We start from the raw sequence: 16,411 nt of genomic DNA, 5'->3' as shown, positions 1-16,411 counted from the left end.
GTCAGGGCGCAGGGCAAGGCCGTCTCCGGCCGCCGCACCGCCCATGCGCACCCGTTATAGGTATCCCTCTTAAGGCTTTCAACGCGAAGGACACAGCTTACCGTGAAATGCGGCAAAATAGTTCCGTGCGCCCCCGCCGGGCTGCGCTAGCGGCGGCGCCAGGTGACGAAACGCATCGAATGGCTGTCTTTCTCGCCCCGAAACCACGCTCCTTCGGCAATCCTTTCGAAGACGTCAGGGTCGATCGCGGGGAAGACGGTGTCGCCCTCGATCACGGCGTCGACCTCCGTCGCCTCGATCCGGTCCGCACGGCCGATCGTCTGCCGGTAGATCTCCCCGCCGCCGATCACGGCAATCTCCGCCTCGCCCGTTTGATCCGCGATGGCGCGGGCCGCGGCGAGCGCCGCCTCGACGGAGGCCACCACTCTCGCGCCCTCGGCGACGAAATCCGGATCGCGCGTGACGACGATGTTCTCGCGTCCCGGCAAGGGCCGGCCGATCGAGGTCCATGTCTTTCGCCCCATGACGACCGGCTTGCCGAGCGTCAGCTGCTTGAAGCGCCTGAGGTCGGAGGGCAGGCGGAACGGCAAGCCGCCGTCCCTGCCGATCACACGGTTTTCCGTCATGGCGACGACGAGGACGATGCCGGTCATCACGCGTCCTCAGACCGCGATCGGCGCGCGGATCGTCGCCTCCGCCTGGTAGCCGACGAGCTCGAAATCCTCGTAGCGGAAGGCGAGGAGATCGCGCACCGACGGGTTGAGCCGCATCCGCGGCAGCGGTCCGGGCGTGCGCGTCAGTTGCAGGCGGGCTTGGTCGAAATGGTTGTGGTAGATGTGCGCGTCGCCGAGCGTCAGGATGAAGTCGCCCGGCTCGAGGTCCGTCACCTGCGCCACCATCATCACGAGAAGCGCATAGGAGGCGATGTTGAAGGGCACGCCGAGGAAGATGTCGCCCGAGCGCTGGTAGAGCTGGCAGGACAGTTTTCCGTCCGCCACGTAGAACTGGAACAGGCAGTGGCAGGGCGGCAAGGCCATGTCGTCGATGAGCGCAGGATTCCAGGCCGAGACGATCAGCCGCCGCGAGGTCGGCGTCGTGCGGATCGCCTCGACGACGGCGGAGATCTGGTCGAGATGGCGTCCGTCATGGGTCGGCCAGGAGCGCCACTGGTAGCCGTAGACCGGGCCGAGATCGCCGTTCGCGTCGGCCCATTCGTCCCAGATCGTCACCTTGTTCTCGTGCAGGTAGCGGATGTTGGTGTCGCCGCTGAGGAACCAGAGCAATTCGTGGATGATCGAGCGCAGATGCAGCTTCTTCGTCGTCAGCAACGGGAAACCTGCCGAAAGGTCGAAGCGCATCTGATGGCCGAAAACCGAGCGCGTGCCCGTCCCGGTGCGGTCGCCGCGATCGGTGCCGTTGGCCATCACATGGCCGAGAAGGTCGAGATATTGCCGCATCGGTCGAAAGCCCGCTCCCTGATGTTCTGCGACAGACACTAGCGCGGCGCAGGCCCAAGGCAAATCGCCGCCGGAGAGGTTATCCACCGTGCCGCGACGCGGAACGGCCCTTCGTCCGTTCGAAGGTCGTCCGGGACGAGGTGGAATCCCGCCATCCCGGACAGGCAAGCGACAACCGGAGATCGGAGAGCCGTCCGGTCCGGAATGAACCTTAAGGCGCCTACAGCGTCTCGAGCTTGCCGAGATGCTTGGCGACCAGGTAGTAGAAGGTCACGCGCGATTTCGAGCGGTCGCCCGCCATCTGCTTCGCCACCGCCGCCACGGCGGCATCGGCCTCCGGCCCGGTTACACCGAGCTTCTTGCCGCACCATTTCTCCTTGACCCGGTCGAGTTCGGTCTGGTCGGATGCGGAGACGAGCGAGGAGTCCCGGTTGCGCAGCGCGATCCCCAGGTGCCGGACGATCTTCTTCACCACCGCCTCGTCGGCCGCGGCGTCATAGGTCTTCACGTCGGCGAAATAGTCCTGGCTCATGGTCAACCTCCCTTGGTCCCCGGGCGCCTGCCCTTGGAGGCGAGCTTCCCCGCAGGCCGGCACGCTGTCAAGGGATGCGAGAAGATCGTCGCGGCACCCCTTTTCTCCGGCGGACGAAACGCCTATATGGGGAACGCCGCTTCGGCGGCTATGGCAATAAACGGACGATGCAATAAACCCATTGGACCCGGGGGCGGTACCCGGCGCCTCCACCAAAAGCAGGCGGGCCTGATCCGGCCTGTTTTTGCTGGGGGCGAAATAGGATCGACAAGGGCGTAAAGATCGATTTTTTGCTCGGCATTGTACCGCCGTTATCGGGCTAAAATTATAGTTGCCAACGACAACTATGCTGAAGCACGTCTCGCTGCCTAACCGCGGTGCGACACTTCAAATCAAGCCCTTGCGGGTAGCACCGTAAGGCGGGGTTCGGAGGTACCTGGCAACAGAAACCTCCACCTTGCCCTCCCCGTAAGCACTTCATACAATTCGATCGGATCGGGCTTTCCTCGCCGAAGGCGCGGTGGCATAAGAGAGGAAAGCGTTGAGTTCGAAGAAGACGGGGACACCATGGCTCAGGACCATATCCGCTACGACATTCTGGCGCAGGATGCCCTGCGCGGCGTCATCCGCAAGGTCCTCTCCGAGGTAGCCGCGACCGGGCACCTGCCCGGCGAACATCACTTCTTCATCACCTTCCTCACCGGGGCGCCCGGCGTGCGCATCTCCCAGCACCTGAAGGCCAAGTATGCCGAGCAGATGACGATCGTCATCCAGCACCAGTTCTGGGACCTGAAGGTAACGGAAAGCCAGTTCGAGATCGGCCTCTCCTTCTCCGACACGCCGGAGCGCCTCGTCATCCCCTTCAACGCGATTCGCGGCTTCTACGACCCCGCTGTCAATTTCGAGCTGGAATTCGACGTGGCGGCGATCGAGGGCGAGGACGAGACCAGCGCGGAAATCACCGCCTATCCGGCCACGGCGCCGGAAAAGCTCGATGCCGGCTCGGACGACCGCGATGCCGATGCCGAGCCGAAGAAGGAAGGCGGCTCCGTGGTGTCGCTGGACGCTTTCCGCAAGAAGAACTGATCGGGCCCGGCGATGACCGCAGAGATCGTCAACCTCCGCCAGGTGCGCAAGTCCAAGGCCCGCGACGCGCGCGAAAAGCAGGCGGAGCAGAACCGCATCACCCATGGCCGTACCAAGGCCGAGAAGAGGTTGACGAAGGCGTTGAACGACAAGGCCGAGGCGGCCCATGCCGCAGGCCGCCTCGATACGCCGGAAACGTGATCCTCCGCCTTTCGCGCCCTCCGTCATCGCGGGCGACGATGGACGTTTGCCGATGATCCGCAAACATTCCGCCACGCTTCACGGCCACCGCACCAGCATTTCGCTTGAGGAAGCGTTCTGGAGCGAGCTGCGCCGCCTTGCCGCGGAACGCGCCATGCCGCTCGCCCGCCTGATCGCCGAGGTCGACGACAAGCGCGCGGCCGGTGCCAACCTCTCGTCGGCGCTGCGCCTTCATGTCCTCGATGCTCTGAGAGGCGAGGCGGGGAGGAAGCCGGACATAGGCCACGTTCGATCGAATTGAATGACTATGGCGCTCTGAACGCCCTCCTCGTGACGCCCGCCCTCGCCGCGTCTTGCTTCAATCCTGTCGGATCGTGCTCTCAGGGTGAAAGTTCGACGCCCGGCAGGGACGGCGCCGCGCCGTTGGTCGCATCCGGGAGCGTATCGAGCCGGAAGGGAGGCGTCACCGCATTGCCGCGATCCTGCGGCGGAGACAGCGCGCTGCCCCGCTCGACCTCCTCGCTTGGGGTGACGGGCATCTGCCGGCGCGGAACCGCGGTCTCGCCGGGCTGCGCGCCGGTCTCCGACTGCCGTCGCGCCCGTTCCTCCTCCACGGCCCGGCGGCGGGCATCCTCCTCGGCGCGGCGCGCTTCCGCGGCCTGTCGCGCCTCGGCCGCCTTGCGCTCGGCGTCCTGACGCGCGGCCTCCGCCGCCGCCTTGCGGGCGTTTTCCTCCGCCTCCAGGCGCAGCCTCTCGGCTTCCGCGCGTTCGGCGGCCTCGCGTGCCTCGGCCTGCTGGCGCTTCAGTTCTTCCGCCGCCAGTTCCCGCCGGCGTTGCTCCTCGAGCGCGCGGACCCGCTCGGCCTCGCGCGTTTCCGTCGTGAATTTCAACAGCGCCACCTCGCGGCGAAGACGCTGCTTTTCGAGCACGTTGGCCTGCACCGTCTCGACGCGGCGGCGCTCGCGCTCATAGGCGCGCAGCGAAAGGAAATTGGCGAGTTCCGTCGCATCGACCGTCACGCCCGGTGCCTTGAGGTCACCGGCATAACCGATCTCCACCTGCGGCTCCGCCCCGGCCAGCGCCTCCTCGCCCGGAGCGAGGGTGACGAGCAGCGTCGCATCGATCCGCTTTTCCGGCAGCGCGACGGCGACTTCGCCGCGCAGCGTCGCGGCCTGATCCGCCGCCGTGACATTCTGCGCCCGCAATGTCCCGCCGGCGATGGTGAAGGGAATGCCGACCGTGCCGAGCGTCGTCTCTCCCGAGAGGATCGCCCCGGAGACCGCCGGGGCGATCGCCTCCGGCGTGATTTCGCCCTCGATCCGGTCGGCCGCGGAGAGCACGGCGCCGAGCGCGCCGCTGTTCAGCCCGCGCAGGACCAGCCCCTCCGCATCGAGCCGGCCGGACCCGCTTGCCGACTGCGCCATCGCCTGCGCCGTCGCCCCGGACGCCTCGAGCGCCAGGGCGAGATTAAACGTTCCGCTTGCCACCGGCACGCCGCCATGCACCAGTCCGGTGCGCGCGAGATCGCCGCCGGTGATGTCGAGGCGCGACTGGATGAAGCCGGAGCCGTTGCCGTTGCCGATCAGAAGGCGGCCCGCGACCTTGCCGCCGAACATCGCGCCCGCCGCATCGGCGATCTCGGCCTGATCGCCGCGCCAGAGCAGCTTGCCGGTGAAATCCGTGATCGAGGAGGTGATTCCCGTCAGGACGCGCGCGGCCTTGAGGTCGAGCGTCGCGTCGACGCCGGCGAAAAGCGGCGTGCCGACCGGCGCCGTTGCGAGCGCCCCGGTCGAGGGATCCTCGACGGAGCCGAGCATCGCTTCGGCGATCCAGGCGAGATCGACCGTGTCGAGCGTGAGCGTGCCGGTCGCAGCCCCCGTCTTCTCCCCCCGGCGGATCGATACGGCGCCGGAAAAGCCGTTGCCGTCGGCCCGGCCCTCGAGGCCGGCGATGGCGATCTGCTCCGGCGTCGTCTCCAGCGACGCCTTGACCGAGACCGGCAGGCCCGCACCCATGCCGGGAAAACCGATTCCCTCGACGATCAGGTAGGGTTCGAGGTCCCGGCTCTGCAGCGTCAGCGTCGTCTTCCCGTCGAGAAAGGTCGAGGAGGCGAGATCGACGTCACCGTTGATCGCCAGCGACGAGCCCTCCGTCGTCAGGCTGAGATTGCCGCTCGCCTTGGTTCCGTCGGTGCTCTGCAGCCGGACCGACAGGATGCCGTTGGCCTCGGTCTCGAAAGGCAGCGGATCGAAGCCCGCCTGCCCGAGAAGCACGGTGGCGGAGGGGTTTTCGAGCGTCGCCTCCACGGTGATCCCGTCGAGCGAGAGCGCGCGGGCAATGTCGGGGGCGGAATATTGCGCGGCGATCCGCGATCCGTTCGCCATGCCCATGATGCCGAGGGTGACGGCCGAGCCCGTCTCCTTGCCGCCTGCCGCAAGCGTCACGTCGAGGGTGGTGTCCGCGAAATGATGGCCGCTCGCCGCGAGCCGCGCCAGCATCGGATGCGGCGAGGCGTGACGCTGCAGCATGTCGAAGAAGCCGCCGAGATCGCCCGCCGCGAGCTTCATCTTGGCGGAGACGACCGGTGCCTGCAGGGTGCCGCTCATCCGCCCCGAGACGGCGAGCTTCGCCCCGGCGAGATCGCCGATGGAGACACGCTCGGCCTGGAGCTGGCCGTTCTTCAGCGTCAGCACCGCCTGGACGTCGCGCGCTTCCTCGCCGAATGCGGTGAAGACATCGGCCGAGATGTCCGCCGCGATCGCGTGCGACAGCACGGTTTCGGTCGAGGCGTCGCCGGCGACGAGGCCGGTCAGCGCCTGCAAGGCCTCGAGATCGATGCGGTTGCCCTTGAGCTGCATCGAGAGCGACGGCTGCTGGTCGTCATAGGACTGCCGCTCGATCCGCCCGGTGAGCGTCGCCGGGCCTGCGGCGATCTCCAGCCGCTCGAACTGCTGCAGCCGGTCGGTCAGGTTGACGGTGGCGGAAAAACCGGCCGTGCGCAGCTTGCGGATCGCCGGATCGACCGAACCCGCAAGCCAGGCGGCAAGCCCGGACGGCTGGTTCGAGGCGACCAGCAGGTCGCCGCGAAAGGCGCGCTGGCCCTTCAGGTTCAGCCGCCCCTTGGCCTCGATCTGCGTGCGTCCCGGAAACAGCGCGACGGCGTTGTCGATCAGCCAGCCGGCGCCGTCCGGGCGGAGGTCGAGGGTGACGTCGCGCACCGTCGTGTCGCCGACGACGATCGCCGGCAGGCGCAGCCGCGCCCGCCCCGGCACCTGCGGGATCGGAATGTCGGCCGCCATCGCCATCATCGCCGCAAGCCGCTGGCGGATCGAGACGGAAGGGTCGCGACCGGTCTTTCCGGCCTCCCCCATCGTCGTACCGATGCGGCTGACGTCGATCTGCTGGCCGTCGGCGGTCAGGAGGAATTCCGGGTTCTGCCCGGTGTCGAGCGTCGCCTCGCCGGTCACGACATAGGGATCGGCCACCGGCCCGACCTCGACACGGTATTCGGGAACGCGGATGCGTTCGTTGGTCAGCTCGAACTTGCCGGTGACGCGCGGCGCCCGCGGCTGGTCGCCGCCGACCTCGGTCGCCTCGCCGGGCATGCGGGTCTCGGACAGGACGAAAGTGCCCTGGTAGAGCGGCTTCAGTTCAACGATCTTCAGTTCGCCCTCGAGCTCGACTCCGAACGGACGCTTGTCCGGCGTGAGGCGCGCCTTGAGGCCGATCACGCCCTTGTCGTCCGGTTCCCCGCTGTTGAAGAGGAAGCTGCCGGCCTCGCCGTCAAGCGCGGCGCGGCCGTCGATCCGCCACGGACCGGCGAGCGAGCGGGCGGAAAGCTCGGCATTGAGCCCGTCGACGCTCCGCGTGCGGCCGGTCTGCTCGTCGATGAAATCGATCGAGCCGTCGGTGATCGAGACGTTTTCGAGCACCACGGTCTTTGCCGGGATCGAGGCCCGCGACCCCCGCGCCCAGTCGAGCGTTCCGTCCGGCAGCAGACGGATGCGCGCCTTCGGCTGCTCGAGCCGCATGTCGAAGATCAGCGCCTCGCCGCTGAGGAACGGCGCAAGCTCGGCATCCATCGAAAAATGCGCGACCTCGATCAGCGGCTGGCCGTCCTCGGCCGCGCCGACCCGCACGTCGTTGAGCGTCACCGAGGGAAAGGGGATGAGCCGCGCGTCGACGCTCCCATGAACCTTGACGGGCTTGCCCATGATTCGCGTCGCCTCGCGCTCGAAATCGAGGCGGAAACTCGTCCAGTCGACGAAGAACGGCGCGATCAGCGCTGCGAAGAGCGCGACGACGAGAAGGCCGCCGATGGATACCAGAATACGAGCGAGCACCCGAAAACGATCCTGTCCTGTTGTCCGTGGCGCAAGGCCGGTCAGCGCCCGCGTGCCGTCAAGGCCGCGTTTCGCGCTTTAGTTCATTGATTTTCCGCATGTTGCACGACACCTTCATCAAAGCGGGGGCCGTGGTCAAGACAAGAAAATCTTTCCCGGATTGAAGATGTCGTGCGGATCGAGCGCCTGCTTGACCGCCCGCATGACATCGAGGGCCGGCCCGAGCTCGGCCTCGAGGAAGGCGCGCTTGCCCTGCCCGATGCCGTGCTCGCCGGTGCAGGTCCCGTCCATCGAAAGCGCACGCGCGTTGAGCCTCGCGACGAAGCTCTTCGCCCGCTCGATACCGTCCGGGTCCTTGTCGTCGAACAGGAGCCCGACGTGAAAGTTCCCGTCGCCGGCATGGCCGACAATCGGTGCGGTGAGGCCGTGTTCGGCGATGTCGGCCTGGGTTTCCACCAGGCATTCGGCCAGGCGCGAAATCGGCACGCAGACATCCGTCGACAGGATCGCCGCGCCGGGAACCAGCGATTTCTGCGCCCAGTAGGCATTGTGCCGCGCCTTCCACAGCCGGGCACGCTCTTCGGGATTGGCTGTCCATGCGAAGTCCGTACCACCGAATTCCGACGCGATTTCGGCAAAGGCGCGCGACTGCATCGCCACCGTCTCGCCGCTGCCGTGGAATTCGACGAAGAGCGTCGGCAGCTCGGCATAGGCAAGGCCGGAATAGGCGTTGCAGGCCTTCATCTGCAGCGCGTCGAGCAATTCGATGCGGGCGACCGGCGGGCCGGACTGGATGGTGAGGATCACCGTGTTGCAGGCATCCTCCACCGTCTGAAAGGCGCAGACACCGCCGGCGATCGCCTCCGGGATGCCCTGGAGGCGAAGCGTGACCGAGGTGATGATGCCGAGCGTGCCCTCGGCGCCGACGAAAAGCCGTGTCAGGTCGTAGCCGGCGGACGATTTCTTTGCCCGGTGCGCGGTGCGGATCTCGCGGCCATCCGCCACGACGGCGGTGACGGCGACGACATTGTCCTTCATCGTGCCGTAGCGCACCGCATTGGTGCCGGATGCCCGCGTCGAGGCCATGCCGCCGATCGAGGCATTGGCGCCGGGATCGATCGGGAAGAACAGCCCCGTGTCGCGCAGCTCGACGTTCAGGGCCTCACGCGTCACCCCCGGTTCAACGACGCAGTCGAGGTCCTCGGCATGGACGGCAAGCACGCGGTTCATCCGCATCATGTCGACGGAGAATCCGCCGAACGGGGCGTTGACGTGCCCCTCGAGCGACGACCCGGTGGCAAACGGCACCAGCGGCACCCGATGATGGGCGGCGATGCGGACGATCTCCTGCACCTCCGCAGCGCTTTCCGGAAAGACGACGCCGTCCGGAAGCTGCGCCGGGATGTAGGTCGTCGAATGGGCATGCTGCTCGCGAATCGAGAGACCGGTCTGGAAGCGATCACCGAAGCGCTGCCGCAAGGCCTCGGCGGCGGACGCAAGCGCCTGTTCGTCGCGCCCGCGCCGTCCGCCGCCTGCGACAGGGAAGAGGCCGTCTCGGGTCGTGTCGGACATGGTGCGAAGCCGCTGCATAGGAGGAGAAGGGTCGGCCGAACTGCTACACCAAACCGGCGGCGGAGGAAACGGCTATCGCCCCTCGCCCCGCGCTATTCCGCCGGATGAAGGGCGGCCGCCGCCTCCATTTCCTCGCGCAGCCGCTTCTCCTCGTCCACCTGCGGCTTGGTGAAGCGAGCGATCAGCAGATAGGACACCGGGGTCAGATAGAGGGTGACGACGGTGGCGAGGCCGAGGCCGCCGACCAGCACCCAGCCGAGCGCGATGCGCGCTTCCGCGCCCGCACCCTGCGCCAGCACCAGCGGCACGGCGCCGACGATCGTGGCGATCATCGTCATCATCACCGGGCGAAGGCGGATGTTGGCGGCGTTCTCGATCGCCTCGCGCACGCTGTCGCCCCGGTCGCGCAACTGGTTGGCGAATTCGACGATCAGGATGCCGTTCTTCGCCATGATGCCGACGAGCAGGACCAGGCCGATCTGGCTGTAGATGTTCAGCGACGTGCCGGTCATCAGCATGGCGAAGACGGCGCAGGCGAGGCCGAGCGGCACCGTCGACATGATGATGAAGCCGCTGACGAAGCTTTCGAACTGGGCGGCGAGCACGAGGAAGATGATGACGAGCGCGAAGCCGAAGGTGACGAAGAGGCCGCTGGCATTCTCGTTCAGCGTTGCGGCCTCGGCGAGCGGCAAAATCCGCGCGCCCGGCGGCAGCAGCGGTGCGGCCATCGTCTCGACCATCGACAGCGCGTCGCCGAGCGCGAGCCCGGGCCCGAGACCCGCCGAGAGAGAGACGGAGCGCAGCTGCTGCTCGCGCGACAGTTCCGGCGCGACCGCGCGTTCCTCGACCGAGGCGATGGTCGACATCGGCACGATCTTGCCGTCGCCGGTCTTCAGGAAGATGTTCTGCAAGTCGGTCGGGTCGTTGATCGGATTGGTGGTCGAGATCAGCTTCACCGGATAGGCCTCGCCGTCGACATAGACGTCGGTGACGCTGTTGCCGTCGAGCATGGCCTGAAGCGCCGGCGAGAGGCCTGAAATGTCGATGCCGAGGTCGGAGGCGCGCTCGCGGTCGATCGTCACGGACAGCTGTGCCTGGTTCGCCTCGTAGTTCAGGCGCACGTTCTGGAAGCGGCCGCTGTCCTCCATCTGCCGCACCAGTTCGGCGGCGGCGGCTCCGAGCGTCTCGTAATTGTTGCCGACAAGCGCCACCTGCAGCCCGTTGCCAGCGCCGCGGATGCCGAGGCTGTTCGGCTGGATCGGGAAGGCGCGCACCGCCGGCACGGTGGCGGCGATGCGGGTGATGTCGGCGGCGATCTGCTGCTGGCTGCGCTCGCGCGCCGACCAAGGCGCGAGGCTCAGCACCATGAAACCGTTGTTGACCGCGCCGCCCTGCCCGGAAACGGAAAAGACGTTCTCGATTTCGCCCGAATCGACCAGCGGCTGCAATCCCTGTTCGAGGCGGCGCATCTGCGCCTGGGTGTAGTCGAGCGACACGCCCTGCGGCGCGTTGATGCGCAGCATGATGCGGGCGCGGTCCTCCGGCGGCGTCAGTTCGGAGGTGAGCGAGGTAAAGCCGAGCGCGCCGACGGCGGTGAACATCAGCGCGGCGAGCACGACGACCAGCGGGGCGTTGAGGCAGGCCCGCAGCGTCGCGCGGTAGAAGCCGGCGCAGGCGCGGCCGAGACCGCCGAGGACGCCGCCCCGCGGCGCGCCATGGTCGGCCTGCGTCTTCAGCAGGCGCGAGGCAAGCATCGGGCAGAGCGTCAGCGCGACGAAGGCGGAAAGCAGGATGGCGAAGGCGAGAACGAAACCGAATTCGCGGAAGAGGCCGCCGGTCTGGCCGGGCAGGAAGGAAAGCGGCACGAAGACGGCGGCGAGCGTCGCGGTCGTCGCGATGACGGCGAAGAACACTTCGAGCGTCCCGTGCACGGCGGCCGCGCGCGGCCCCATGCCCTCTGCGCGGCGCCGAACGATGTTTTCCAGCACGACGATCGCATCGTCGACGACGAGGCCGGTGGCGAGCACGATGGCGAGCAGGGTGAGAATGTTGATGGAGAAGCCGGCCAGGTAGATCGCCGCGACTGTTCCGATCAGCGCGATCGGCATGGTCAGCACCGGGATCAGCGTTGCCCGCCAGTCGAGCAGGAAGAGGTAGATGACGATTGTCACGATCACCACGGCGACGCCGAGCGCGATCTCGACCTCGTGGATCGCCCCCTCGATGAAGACGGCATCGTCGCTGGTGATGCGAAGCTGCGTGCCTTCCGGCAGGATGTCGCCGATCGTCGCCACCGCATTGCGCACGCCCTCGGAAATGTCGAGCGTGTTCGACTGCGCCTGGCGGATGACGCCGAGGCCGATGCCCTGCTGGCCGTTCGAGCGCAGCGACGACGTGCCGATGTCCGGGCCGAGCGTCACCGTCGCGACATCACCGAGGCGGACATTGTTGCCGATGATCAGGGTCTCGAACTGCTCGGGCGTCTGCAGGTCGGCCGTCGCCCGCACCGAGAGGTCCTGGTTGATGCTGGTCAGCGACCCCGCCGGCACGTCGAGGGCGGCGGAGGCGAGCGCCGTGCGCAGATTGGCGATGGTCAGGCCGCGTCCGGCGAGCTTCGACTGGTCGACGTCGACGCGGAAGATCTTTTCCTGGTCGCCGTTGATCTGCACGTCGGCGACGCCCTCGACGGCGGCAAGCCGGTCGGTGACCTCGTTTTCGGCGAGCAGCGTCAGGTCTTCCATCGACAGCCGGTCGGAGGTCAGCGCCAGGCGCAGGATCGGCTGGCTGTCGGCATCCGCCTTGACGATGCGCGGTTCGTCGGCACCGTCCGGAAGCTGGTTCGAGACGCGGCCGAGCGCATCGCGGATGTCGTTGGAGGCCTGCCCGATATCGGTCGAATCGGAGAATTGCAGCGTCACCCGGCTGCGGGCATAGGAGGATTGCGAGGAGATCGAGGTGATGCCCTGCACGCGGGACACGGCCCCCTCGATGGTCGACGTCAGTTCGCGATCGACCGTTTCGGGCGCGGCGCCATCGAAATCGGTGGTGACGGAGACCACCGGCTGGTCAACCTGCGGCAGTTCGCGCACCTCCACGCCGTTGAAGGCGGCAAGGCCTGCAACGACGATCAGGGTATTGATGACGAGGGCGAAGATCGGCCGGCGGATGAAGAGGGCGGTGAATCCCGCCGAACCGCCCTGCCCGACATCGACGGGCGTGTCGCCGCCGCCGCTCACGGGGTCGCCTCCGCCGCCTTGAAGCCCTGGGGACGCGCCGCCGCGCCATTGTCCTGGTCGCGCCCGGCGATGCGCACCGCGCCGCCGTCGCGCAGCTGCTGCACGCCTTCCATCACCACCTCGTCGCCCTCCGAGAGCCCGGCATCGACCAGCACCTTGTCCGGATTGCGCTGGACGATGTGCACCGGAACCTTCTCGCTGCGGCCGTCCACCACCCGCCAGACGAAGGAACCGTCGGCGCTCCACTGGATCGCCAGAGGATTGACGGCGGGATAGCGGTCCCCGTCGAACGTCATCGTGACCGAGAACGACATGCCGCCGCGCAGGCGATCCTCGGGGTTCTCGATGCGGGCGCGGACCCTCAGCGTCCGGCTCGCCTGGTCGACGCGATTGTCGATCGCATGGATGGCGCCGGCAAGCGTCTTGCCGGGCTCGGCGATGGCGGTCGCGGTCACGGGCTGGCCGACGGCGATCTTGTTGGAGAAGCGCTCCGGCACCCAGAAATCGACGAGGATCTCCGAGCGGTCGTCGACGCTCGCGATCGCGGTGGAAGTCGTCACGTAGTCGCCGGGATTGACCGGAATGATGCCGACGATGCCGGAGAGCGGCGCGATCACCTCGCGCCGCTTCAGGTCGAGTTCGGCCGTGCGCAGCGCCAGTTCCGCCGTCTGAAGGGCGATCTCGGCATCGCGGACCTCGACCGCCGTCACGGCGGCGGCAGAGCCGAGATTGCGGTAGCGCGTCACCTTCTCCTGCGCGCTGTCGCGCGTCAGCCGTGCCTGTTCGGCCGCGATCGTCTGCTCGTCGCTGTCGAGGCGGGCGATCACCTGGCCTTCCTCGACGCGGTCGCCGGACCGCACGAGAACCTCGGTGAGATTGCCGGTCGCAGACGGCGTCACGGTGACGGAACGGATCGCCTCGCCATTGCCGATCGCGTTCAGGCGGTCATTGATGACGGCGACGCCGGACGGCTCGACGACGACGCTGCGCTGGCCGCCGCCCTGACGGCGTTCGCCGGCGCCCGCGGCGGCCTCCCCTGCCGGCTTCGCGGCGATCGCGTCGATCAGGGGATGGGAGACCCCGATCGCGGCGAGCGTCGCGCCGGCGCCGGGCACGAATTTCAGCCACAGGCCGAGCCCTGCCACAAGAAGGACCAGACAGATGATGAGCTGCCGCACGAACCGCATTCAGATCTCCAGATTCACCCTGTTCATCGGCCGCGCCCGGCCCAGGCGCGGTGGAATTGGCGCAAGTATCCCGTTTTGCAAGTGTCGCGGCAATCAAGGTCGCCGATCATGACACAATTGTAATGAAACGGCTTTTCGCGCTGCTGCATCGCAATATCAACGTTTTGTACGTGGGCAGCGCGAGGGCCGGATGTCACGGCGGCTACACTTCCTCGTGATGCCCGAGAATAAAAGAGGAACGCCCATTCTGGCCTTTCGGACCCGAATCACTACATTGAGCCGCATGCAGAGTGGTTACGACGACATTCCGTTCTTCGACGAGGAACCGCCGCAGCGCCCCGCGGCTGCCGGGCCGAGCGGCCTTGCCGCCCGGGCGCTGGCCGCGCGCGACCGCTCGCGCCAGCCCGACAGCGGCGCCTATCTCGCCGGGCTCAATCCGGAACAGACCGACGCGGTCGAGACGCTGGAAGGCCCCGTCCTCGTGCTCGCCGGCGCCGGCACCGGCAAGACGCGGGTGCTGACGACGCGCATCGCCCATATCCTCGCGACCGGCCGCGCCTATCCCTCGCAGATCCTCGCCGTCACCTTCACCAACAAGGCGGCGCGCGAGATGCGCGAGCGCATCGGCGTGCTCGCCGGCGGCGCGGTCGAGGGCATGCCCTGGCTCGGCACCTTCCACTCGATCGGCGTTAAGCTCCTACGCCGGCATGCGGAACTCGCCGGGCTGCGCTCCGATTTCACCATCCTCGACACCGACGACGTCATCCGCCTGATCAAGCAGGTGCTCCAGGCCGACGGCATCGACGACAAGCGCTGGCCAGCCAAAACCTTCGCCCAGATGATCGACGGCTGGAAGAACAAGGGGCTCGGCCCCGCCGACATTCCGGAGGGCGACGCCCGCGCCTTCGCCAACGGCAAGGGCCGCGCGCTCTACCATGCCTACCAGGCGCGGCTCCTGACGCTGAACGCCTGCGACTTCGGCGACCTGCTGATGCATCCGATCCGCATCTTCCGCGCCCATGCGGACCTTCTGCGCGACTATCACAAGCGTTTCCGCTACATCCTCGTCGACGAGTACCAGGACACCAACACCGCGCAGTATCTCTGGCTGAGGCTGATCGCCCAGCGCACGCGCGACGAGGGACCGGTCAATCTCTGCTGCGTCGGCGACGACGACCAGTCGATCTACGGCTGGCGCGGCGCGGAGGTCGACAACATCCTGCGCTTCGAGAAGGATTTTCCCGGCGCCAAGGTCGTCAAGCTCGAACGCAACTACCGCTCGACCGGCCATATCCTCGGCGCCGCCGGCCATCTGATCGCCCATAACGAGGGGCGGCTCGGCAAGACGCTCTTCACCGACCGGCGCGATCCCGAGGATCCGAAGGTGAAGGTGCATGCCGCCTGGGATTCGGAAGAGGAGGCGCGCGCGGTCGGCGAGGAGATCGAGCAGCTCCAGTTGAAGACGCACGCGCTGAACGACATGGCGATCCTGGTGCGCGCCTCCTTCCAGATGCGCGAATTCGAAGATCGTTTCGTCACGCTCGGCCTCAACTACCGCGTGATCGGCGGCCCGCGCTTTTACGAGCGGATGGAGATCCGCGATGCGCTCGCCTATTTCCGCCTGGTCGCCCAGGGCGCCGACGACCTCGCCTTCGAGCGGATCGTCAACACGCCGAAGCGCGGCCTCGGCGACACGACGGTTCGGGCCCTGCACGACTATGCCCGGGCGCGCGACCTGCCGATGCTGCGCGCCGCCGAGGACATCATCGAGACGGAGGAACTGAAACCGCGCGCGCGAAAGGCGCTGTTCGACGTCGTCGCCGACGTCAAGCGCTGGCAGGGGCTGCTCGAGACGACGCCCCATACCGAACTTGCCGAAAAGATCCTCGACGAGAGCGGCTACACCGCGATGTGGCAGAACGACAAGTCGGCGGAAGCGCCCGGTCGGCTCGAAAACCTCAAGGAACTGATCCGCTCGATGGAAGCCTTCGAATCGATGCGCAGCTTCCTCGAGCATGTCGCGCTGGTGATGGATGCCGAGCAGAACGAAAACCTCGACGCCGTCAGCATCATGACACTGCATTCGGCCAAGGGGCTCGAATTCGAGACGGTGTTCCTTCCGGGCTGGGAGGAAGGTCTTTTCCCGCACCAGCGCTCGCTCGACGAAGGCGGCAGGGCCGGCCTGGAGGAGGAGCGGCGCCTTGCCTATGTCGGGCTGACCCGCGCGAAGCGGCGCTGCCACATCTGGTTCGTGTCGAACCGGCGTATCCACGGCCTCTGGCAGTCCACGCTGCCCTCGCGCTTCCTCGACGAGCTGCCGCCGGACCATGTCGAGGTGGCCGAGGCCGAGCAATCCTACGGAGGCTACGGCCGTGCCGCCTACGGCCAGTCGCGCTTCGACCGCGCGGAACCCTTCGGCAACAGCTATGCGACGCCGGGCTGGAAACGGGCGCAGGCGAACCGGACGGAGGCGACGCGCGACAACTGGGGCAACCGCTCCGGCCACGCGATCGAACGCATCGGTTATGGCGAAAGCGGTCCGCGCGCCCGGCAGATCGAGGGGGAACTGGTGGCGAAATCGACCGCCGCCGAGCCCTCGCGCTTTTCCAAGGGCGACCGTGTCTTCCACGTCAAGTTCGGCAACGGCAATGTGGTCTCGATCGAGGGCAACAAGCTGACCATCGCCTTCGATCGTGCCGGCGAGAAGCGCGTTCTGGACGGTTTCGTCGAAAGGATCTGAGCGCGGGTCTTCGGGACAAGGGGAGCCCGGCTGTCCCGGGGACACAAAAGGCAAGCA

The 16,411-nt window shown here is 67.3% G+C and carries 11 protein-coding genes and 1 other RNA gene; 5 read left to right on the top strand and 7 right to left on the bottom strand.

All coding sequences use genetic code 11. The features are described from left to right. Nucleotides 1-146 precede the first annotated feature (146 nt). From ACEVQ6_RS06820 to ACEVQ6_RS06810, 3 genes are all read right to left on the bottom strand, one after another. The gene (locus ACEVQ6_RS06820; protein ID WP_374888166.1) at nt 147-653 is read right to left on the bottom strand and encodes a dihydrofolate reductase; all 507 of its coding nucleotides are present in this window, start codon (nt 651-653) and stop codon (nt 147-149) included. Between the two features lie 9 nt (nt 654-662). Then, nucleotides 663-1,457 (bottom strand): thymidylate synthase, encoded by a 795-nt coding sequence (locus tag ACEVQ6_RS06815; protein ID WP_374888165.1) that lies wholly within the window; start codon nt 1,455-1,457, stop codon nt 663-665. A gap of 220 nt (nt 1,458-1,677) precedes the next feature. Continuing rightward, complete coding sequence (locus tag ACEVQ6_RS06810) at nt 1,678-1,989, bottom strand: DUF2853 family protein (protein WP_374888164.1); 312 nt, start codon at nt 1,987-1,989, stop codon at nt 1,678-1,680. Nucleotides 1,990-2,085: 96 nt separating this feature from the next. Here ACEVQ6_RS06810 and ssrA point away from each other — a divergent pair. The 4 genes from ssrA (at nt 2,086) to ACEVQ6_RS06790 (ending at nt 3,577) form a co-directional block, all read left to right on the top strand. Beyond that, nucleotides 2,086-2,446: a transfer-messenger RNA gene (gene ssrA / locus ACEVQ6_RS06805) on the top strand. Between the two features lie 110 nt (nt 2,447-2,556). Further along, nucleotides 2,557-3,075, top strand: coding sequence for an SspB family protein (locus tag ACEVQ6_RS06800; RefSeq protein ID WP_374888163.1), 519 nt, complete (start codon nt 2,557-2,559; stop codon nt 3,073-3,075). A gap of 12 nt (nt 3,076-3,087) precedes the next feature. Beyond that, entirely contained in the window at nt 3,088-3,276 is a 189-nt protein-coding gene (locus tag ACEVQ6_RS06795; protein ID WP_374888162.1) for a DUF4169 family protein, read from the top strand. A gap of 52 nt (nt 3,277-3,328) precedes the next feature. Beyond that, a complete protein-coding gene (locus ACEVQ6_RS06790) occupies nt 3,329-3,577 on the top strand; it encodes a ribbon-helix-helix domain-containing protein (protein WP_374888227.1) in 249 nt (82 codons plus the stop codon). A gap of 79 nt (nt 3,578-3,656) precedes the next feature. Here ACEVQ6_RS06790 and ACEVQ6_RS06785 read toward each other — a convergent pair whose 3' ends face one another. The 4 genes from ACEVQ6_RS06785 to ACEVQ6_RS06770 form a co-directional block, all read right to left on the bottom strand. Continuing rightward, nucleotides 3,657-7,619 (bottom strand): AsmA family protein, encoded by a 3,963-nt coding sequence (locus tag ACEVQ6_RS06785; RefSeq protein ID WP_374888161.1) that lies wholly within the window; start codon nt 7,617-7,619, stop codon nt 3,657-3,659. A 135-nt stretch (nt 7,620-7,754) separates the two neighbouring features. Then, nucleotides 7,755-9,191 carry an FAD-binding oxidoreductase gene (locus ACEVQ6_RS06780; protein ID WP_374888160.1) on the bottom strand — a complete coding sequence of 479 codons (1,437 nt, stop codon included), beginning with the start codon at nt 9,189-9,191 and terminating at the stop codon, nt 7,755-7,757. A gap of 92 nt (nt 9,192-9,283) precedes the next feature. Beyond that, entirely contained in the window at nt 9,284-12,427 is a 3,144-nt protein-coding gene (locus tag ACEVQ6_RS06775) for an efflux RND transporter permease subunit (protein WP_374888159.1), read from the bottom strand. Further along, complete coding sequence (locus tag ACEVQ6_RS06770) at nt 12,424-13,614, bottom strand: efflux RND transporter periplasmic adaptor subunit (RefSeq protein WP_374888158.1); 1,191 nt, start codon at nt 13,612-13,614, stop codon at nt 12,424-12,426. Before ACEVQ6_RS06770 ends, ACEVQ6_RS06775 begins: the two co-directional genes overlap by 4 nt. 283 nt (nt 13,615-13,897) lie before the next feature. Between ACEVQ6_RS06770 and ACEVQ6_RS06765 the strand changes: the two genes are divergently transcribed. After that, nucleotides 13,898-16,354, top strand: coding sequence for an ATP-dependent helicase (locus ACEVQ6_RS06765; protein WP_374888157.1), 2,457 nt, complete (start codon nt 13,898-13,900; stop codon nt 16,352-16,354). Nucleotides 16,355-16,411: the final 57 nt, after the last annotated feature.

Source organism: Ensifer soli (genome assembly GCF_041928815.1).
Classification (GTDB): Bacteria; Pseudomonadota; Alphaproteobacteria; order Rhizobiales; family Rhizobiaceae; genus JBHFEI01.
Note: the sequence above shows the minus strand (reverse complement) of the source record. Positions and strands in the feature narration are given on the sequence as shown.

What these genes read in the sequence shown, in the direction of transcription:
- ACEVQ6_RS06820 (WP_374888166.1), bottom strand. Translation starts at nt 653, where the DNA reads ATGACCGGCATCGTCCTCGTCGTCGCCATGACGGAAAACCGTGTGATC.
- ACEVQ6_RS06815 (WP_374888165.1), bottom strand. Translation starts at nt 1,457, where the DNA reads ATGCGGCAATATCTCGACCTTCTCGGCCATGTGATGGCCAACGGCACC.
- ACEVQ6_RS06810 (WP_374888164.1), bottom strand. Translation starts at nt 1,989, where the DNA reads ATGAGCCAGGACTATTTCGCCGACGTGAAGACCTATGACGCCGCGGCC.
- ACEVQ6_RS06800 (WP_374888163.1), top strand. Translation starts at nt 2,557, where the DNA reads ATGGCTCAGGACCATATCCGCTACGACATTCTGGCGCAGGATGCCCTG.
- ACEVQ6_RS06795 (WP_374888162.1), top strand. Translation starts at nt 3,088, where the DNA reads ATGACCGCAGAGATCGTCAACCTCCGCCAGGTGCGCAAGTCCAAGGCC.
- ACEVQ6_RS06790 (WP_374888227.1), top strand. Translation starts at nt 3,329, where the DNA reads ATGATCCGCAAACATTCCGCCACGCTTCACGGCCACCGCACCAGCATT.
- ACEVQ6_RS06780 (WP_374888160.1), bottom strand. Translation starts at nt 9,191, where the DNA reads ATGTCCGACACGACCCGAGACGGCCTCTTCCCTGTCGCAGGCGGCGGA.
- ACEVQ6_RS06770 (WP_374888158.1), bottom strand. Translation starts at nt 13,614, where the DNA reads ATGCGGTTCGTGCGGCAGCTCATCATCTGTCTGGTCCTTCTTGTGGCA.
- ACEVQ6_RS06765 (WP_374888157.1), top strand. Translation starts at nt 13,898, where the DNA reads ATGCAGAGTGGTTACGACGACATTCCGTTCTTCGACGAGGAACCGCCG.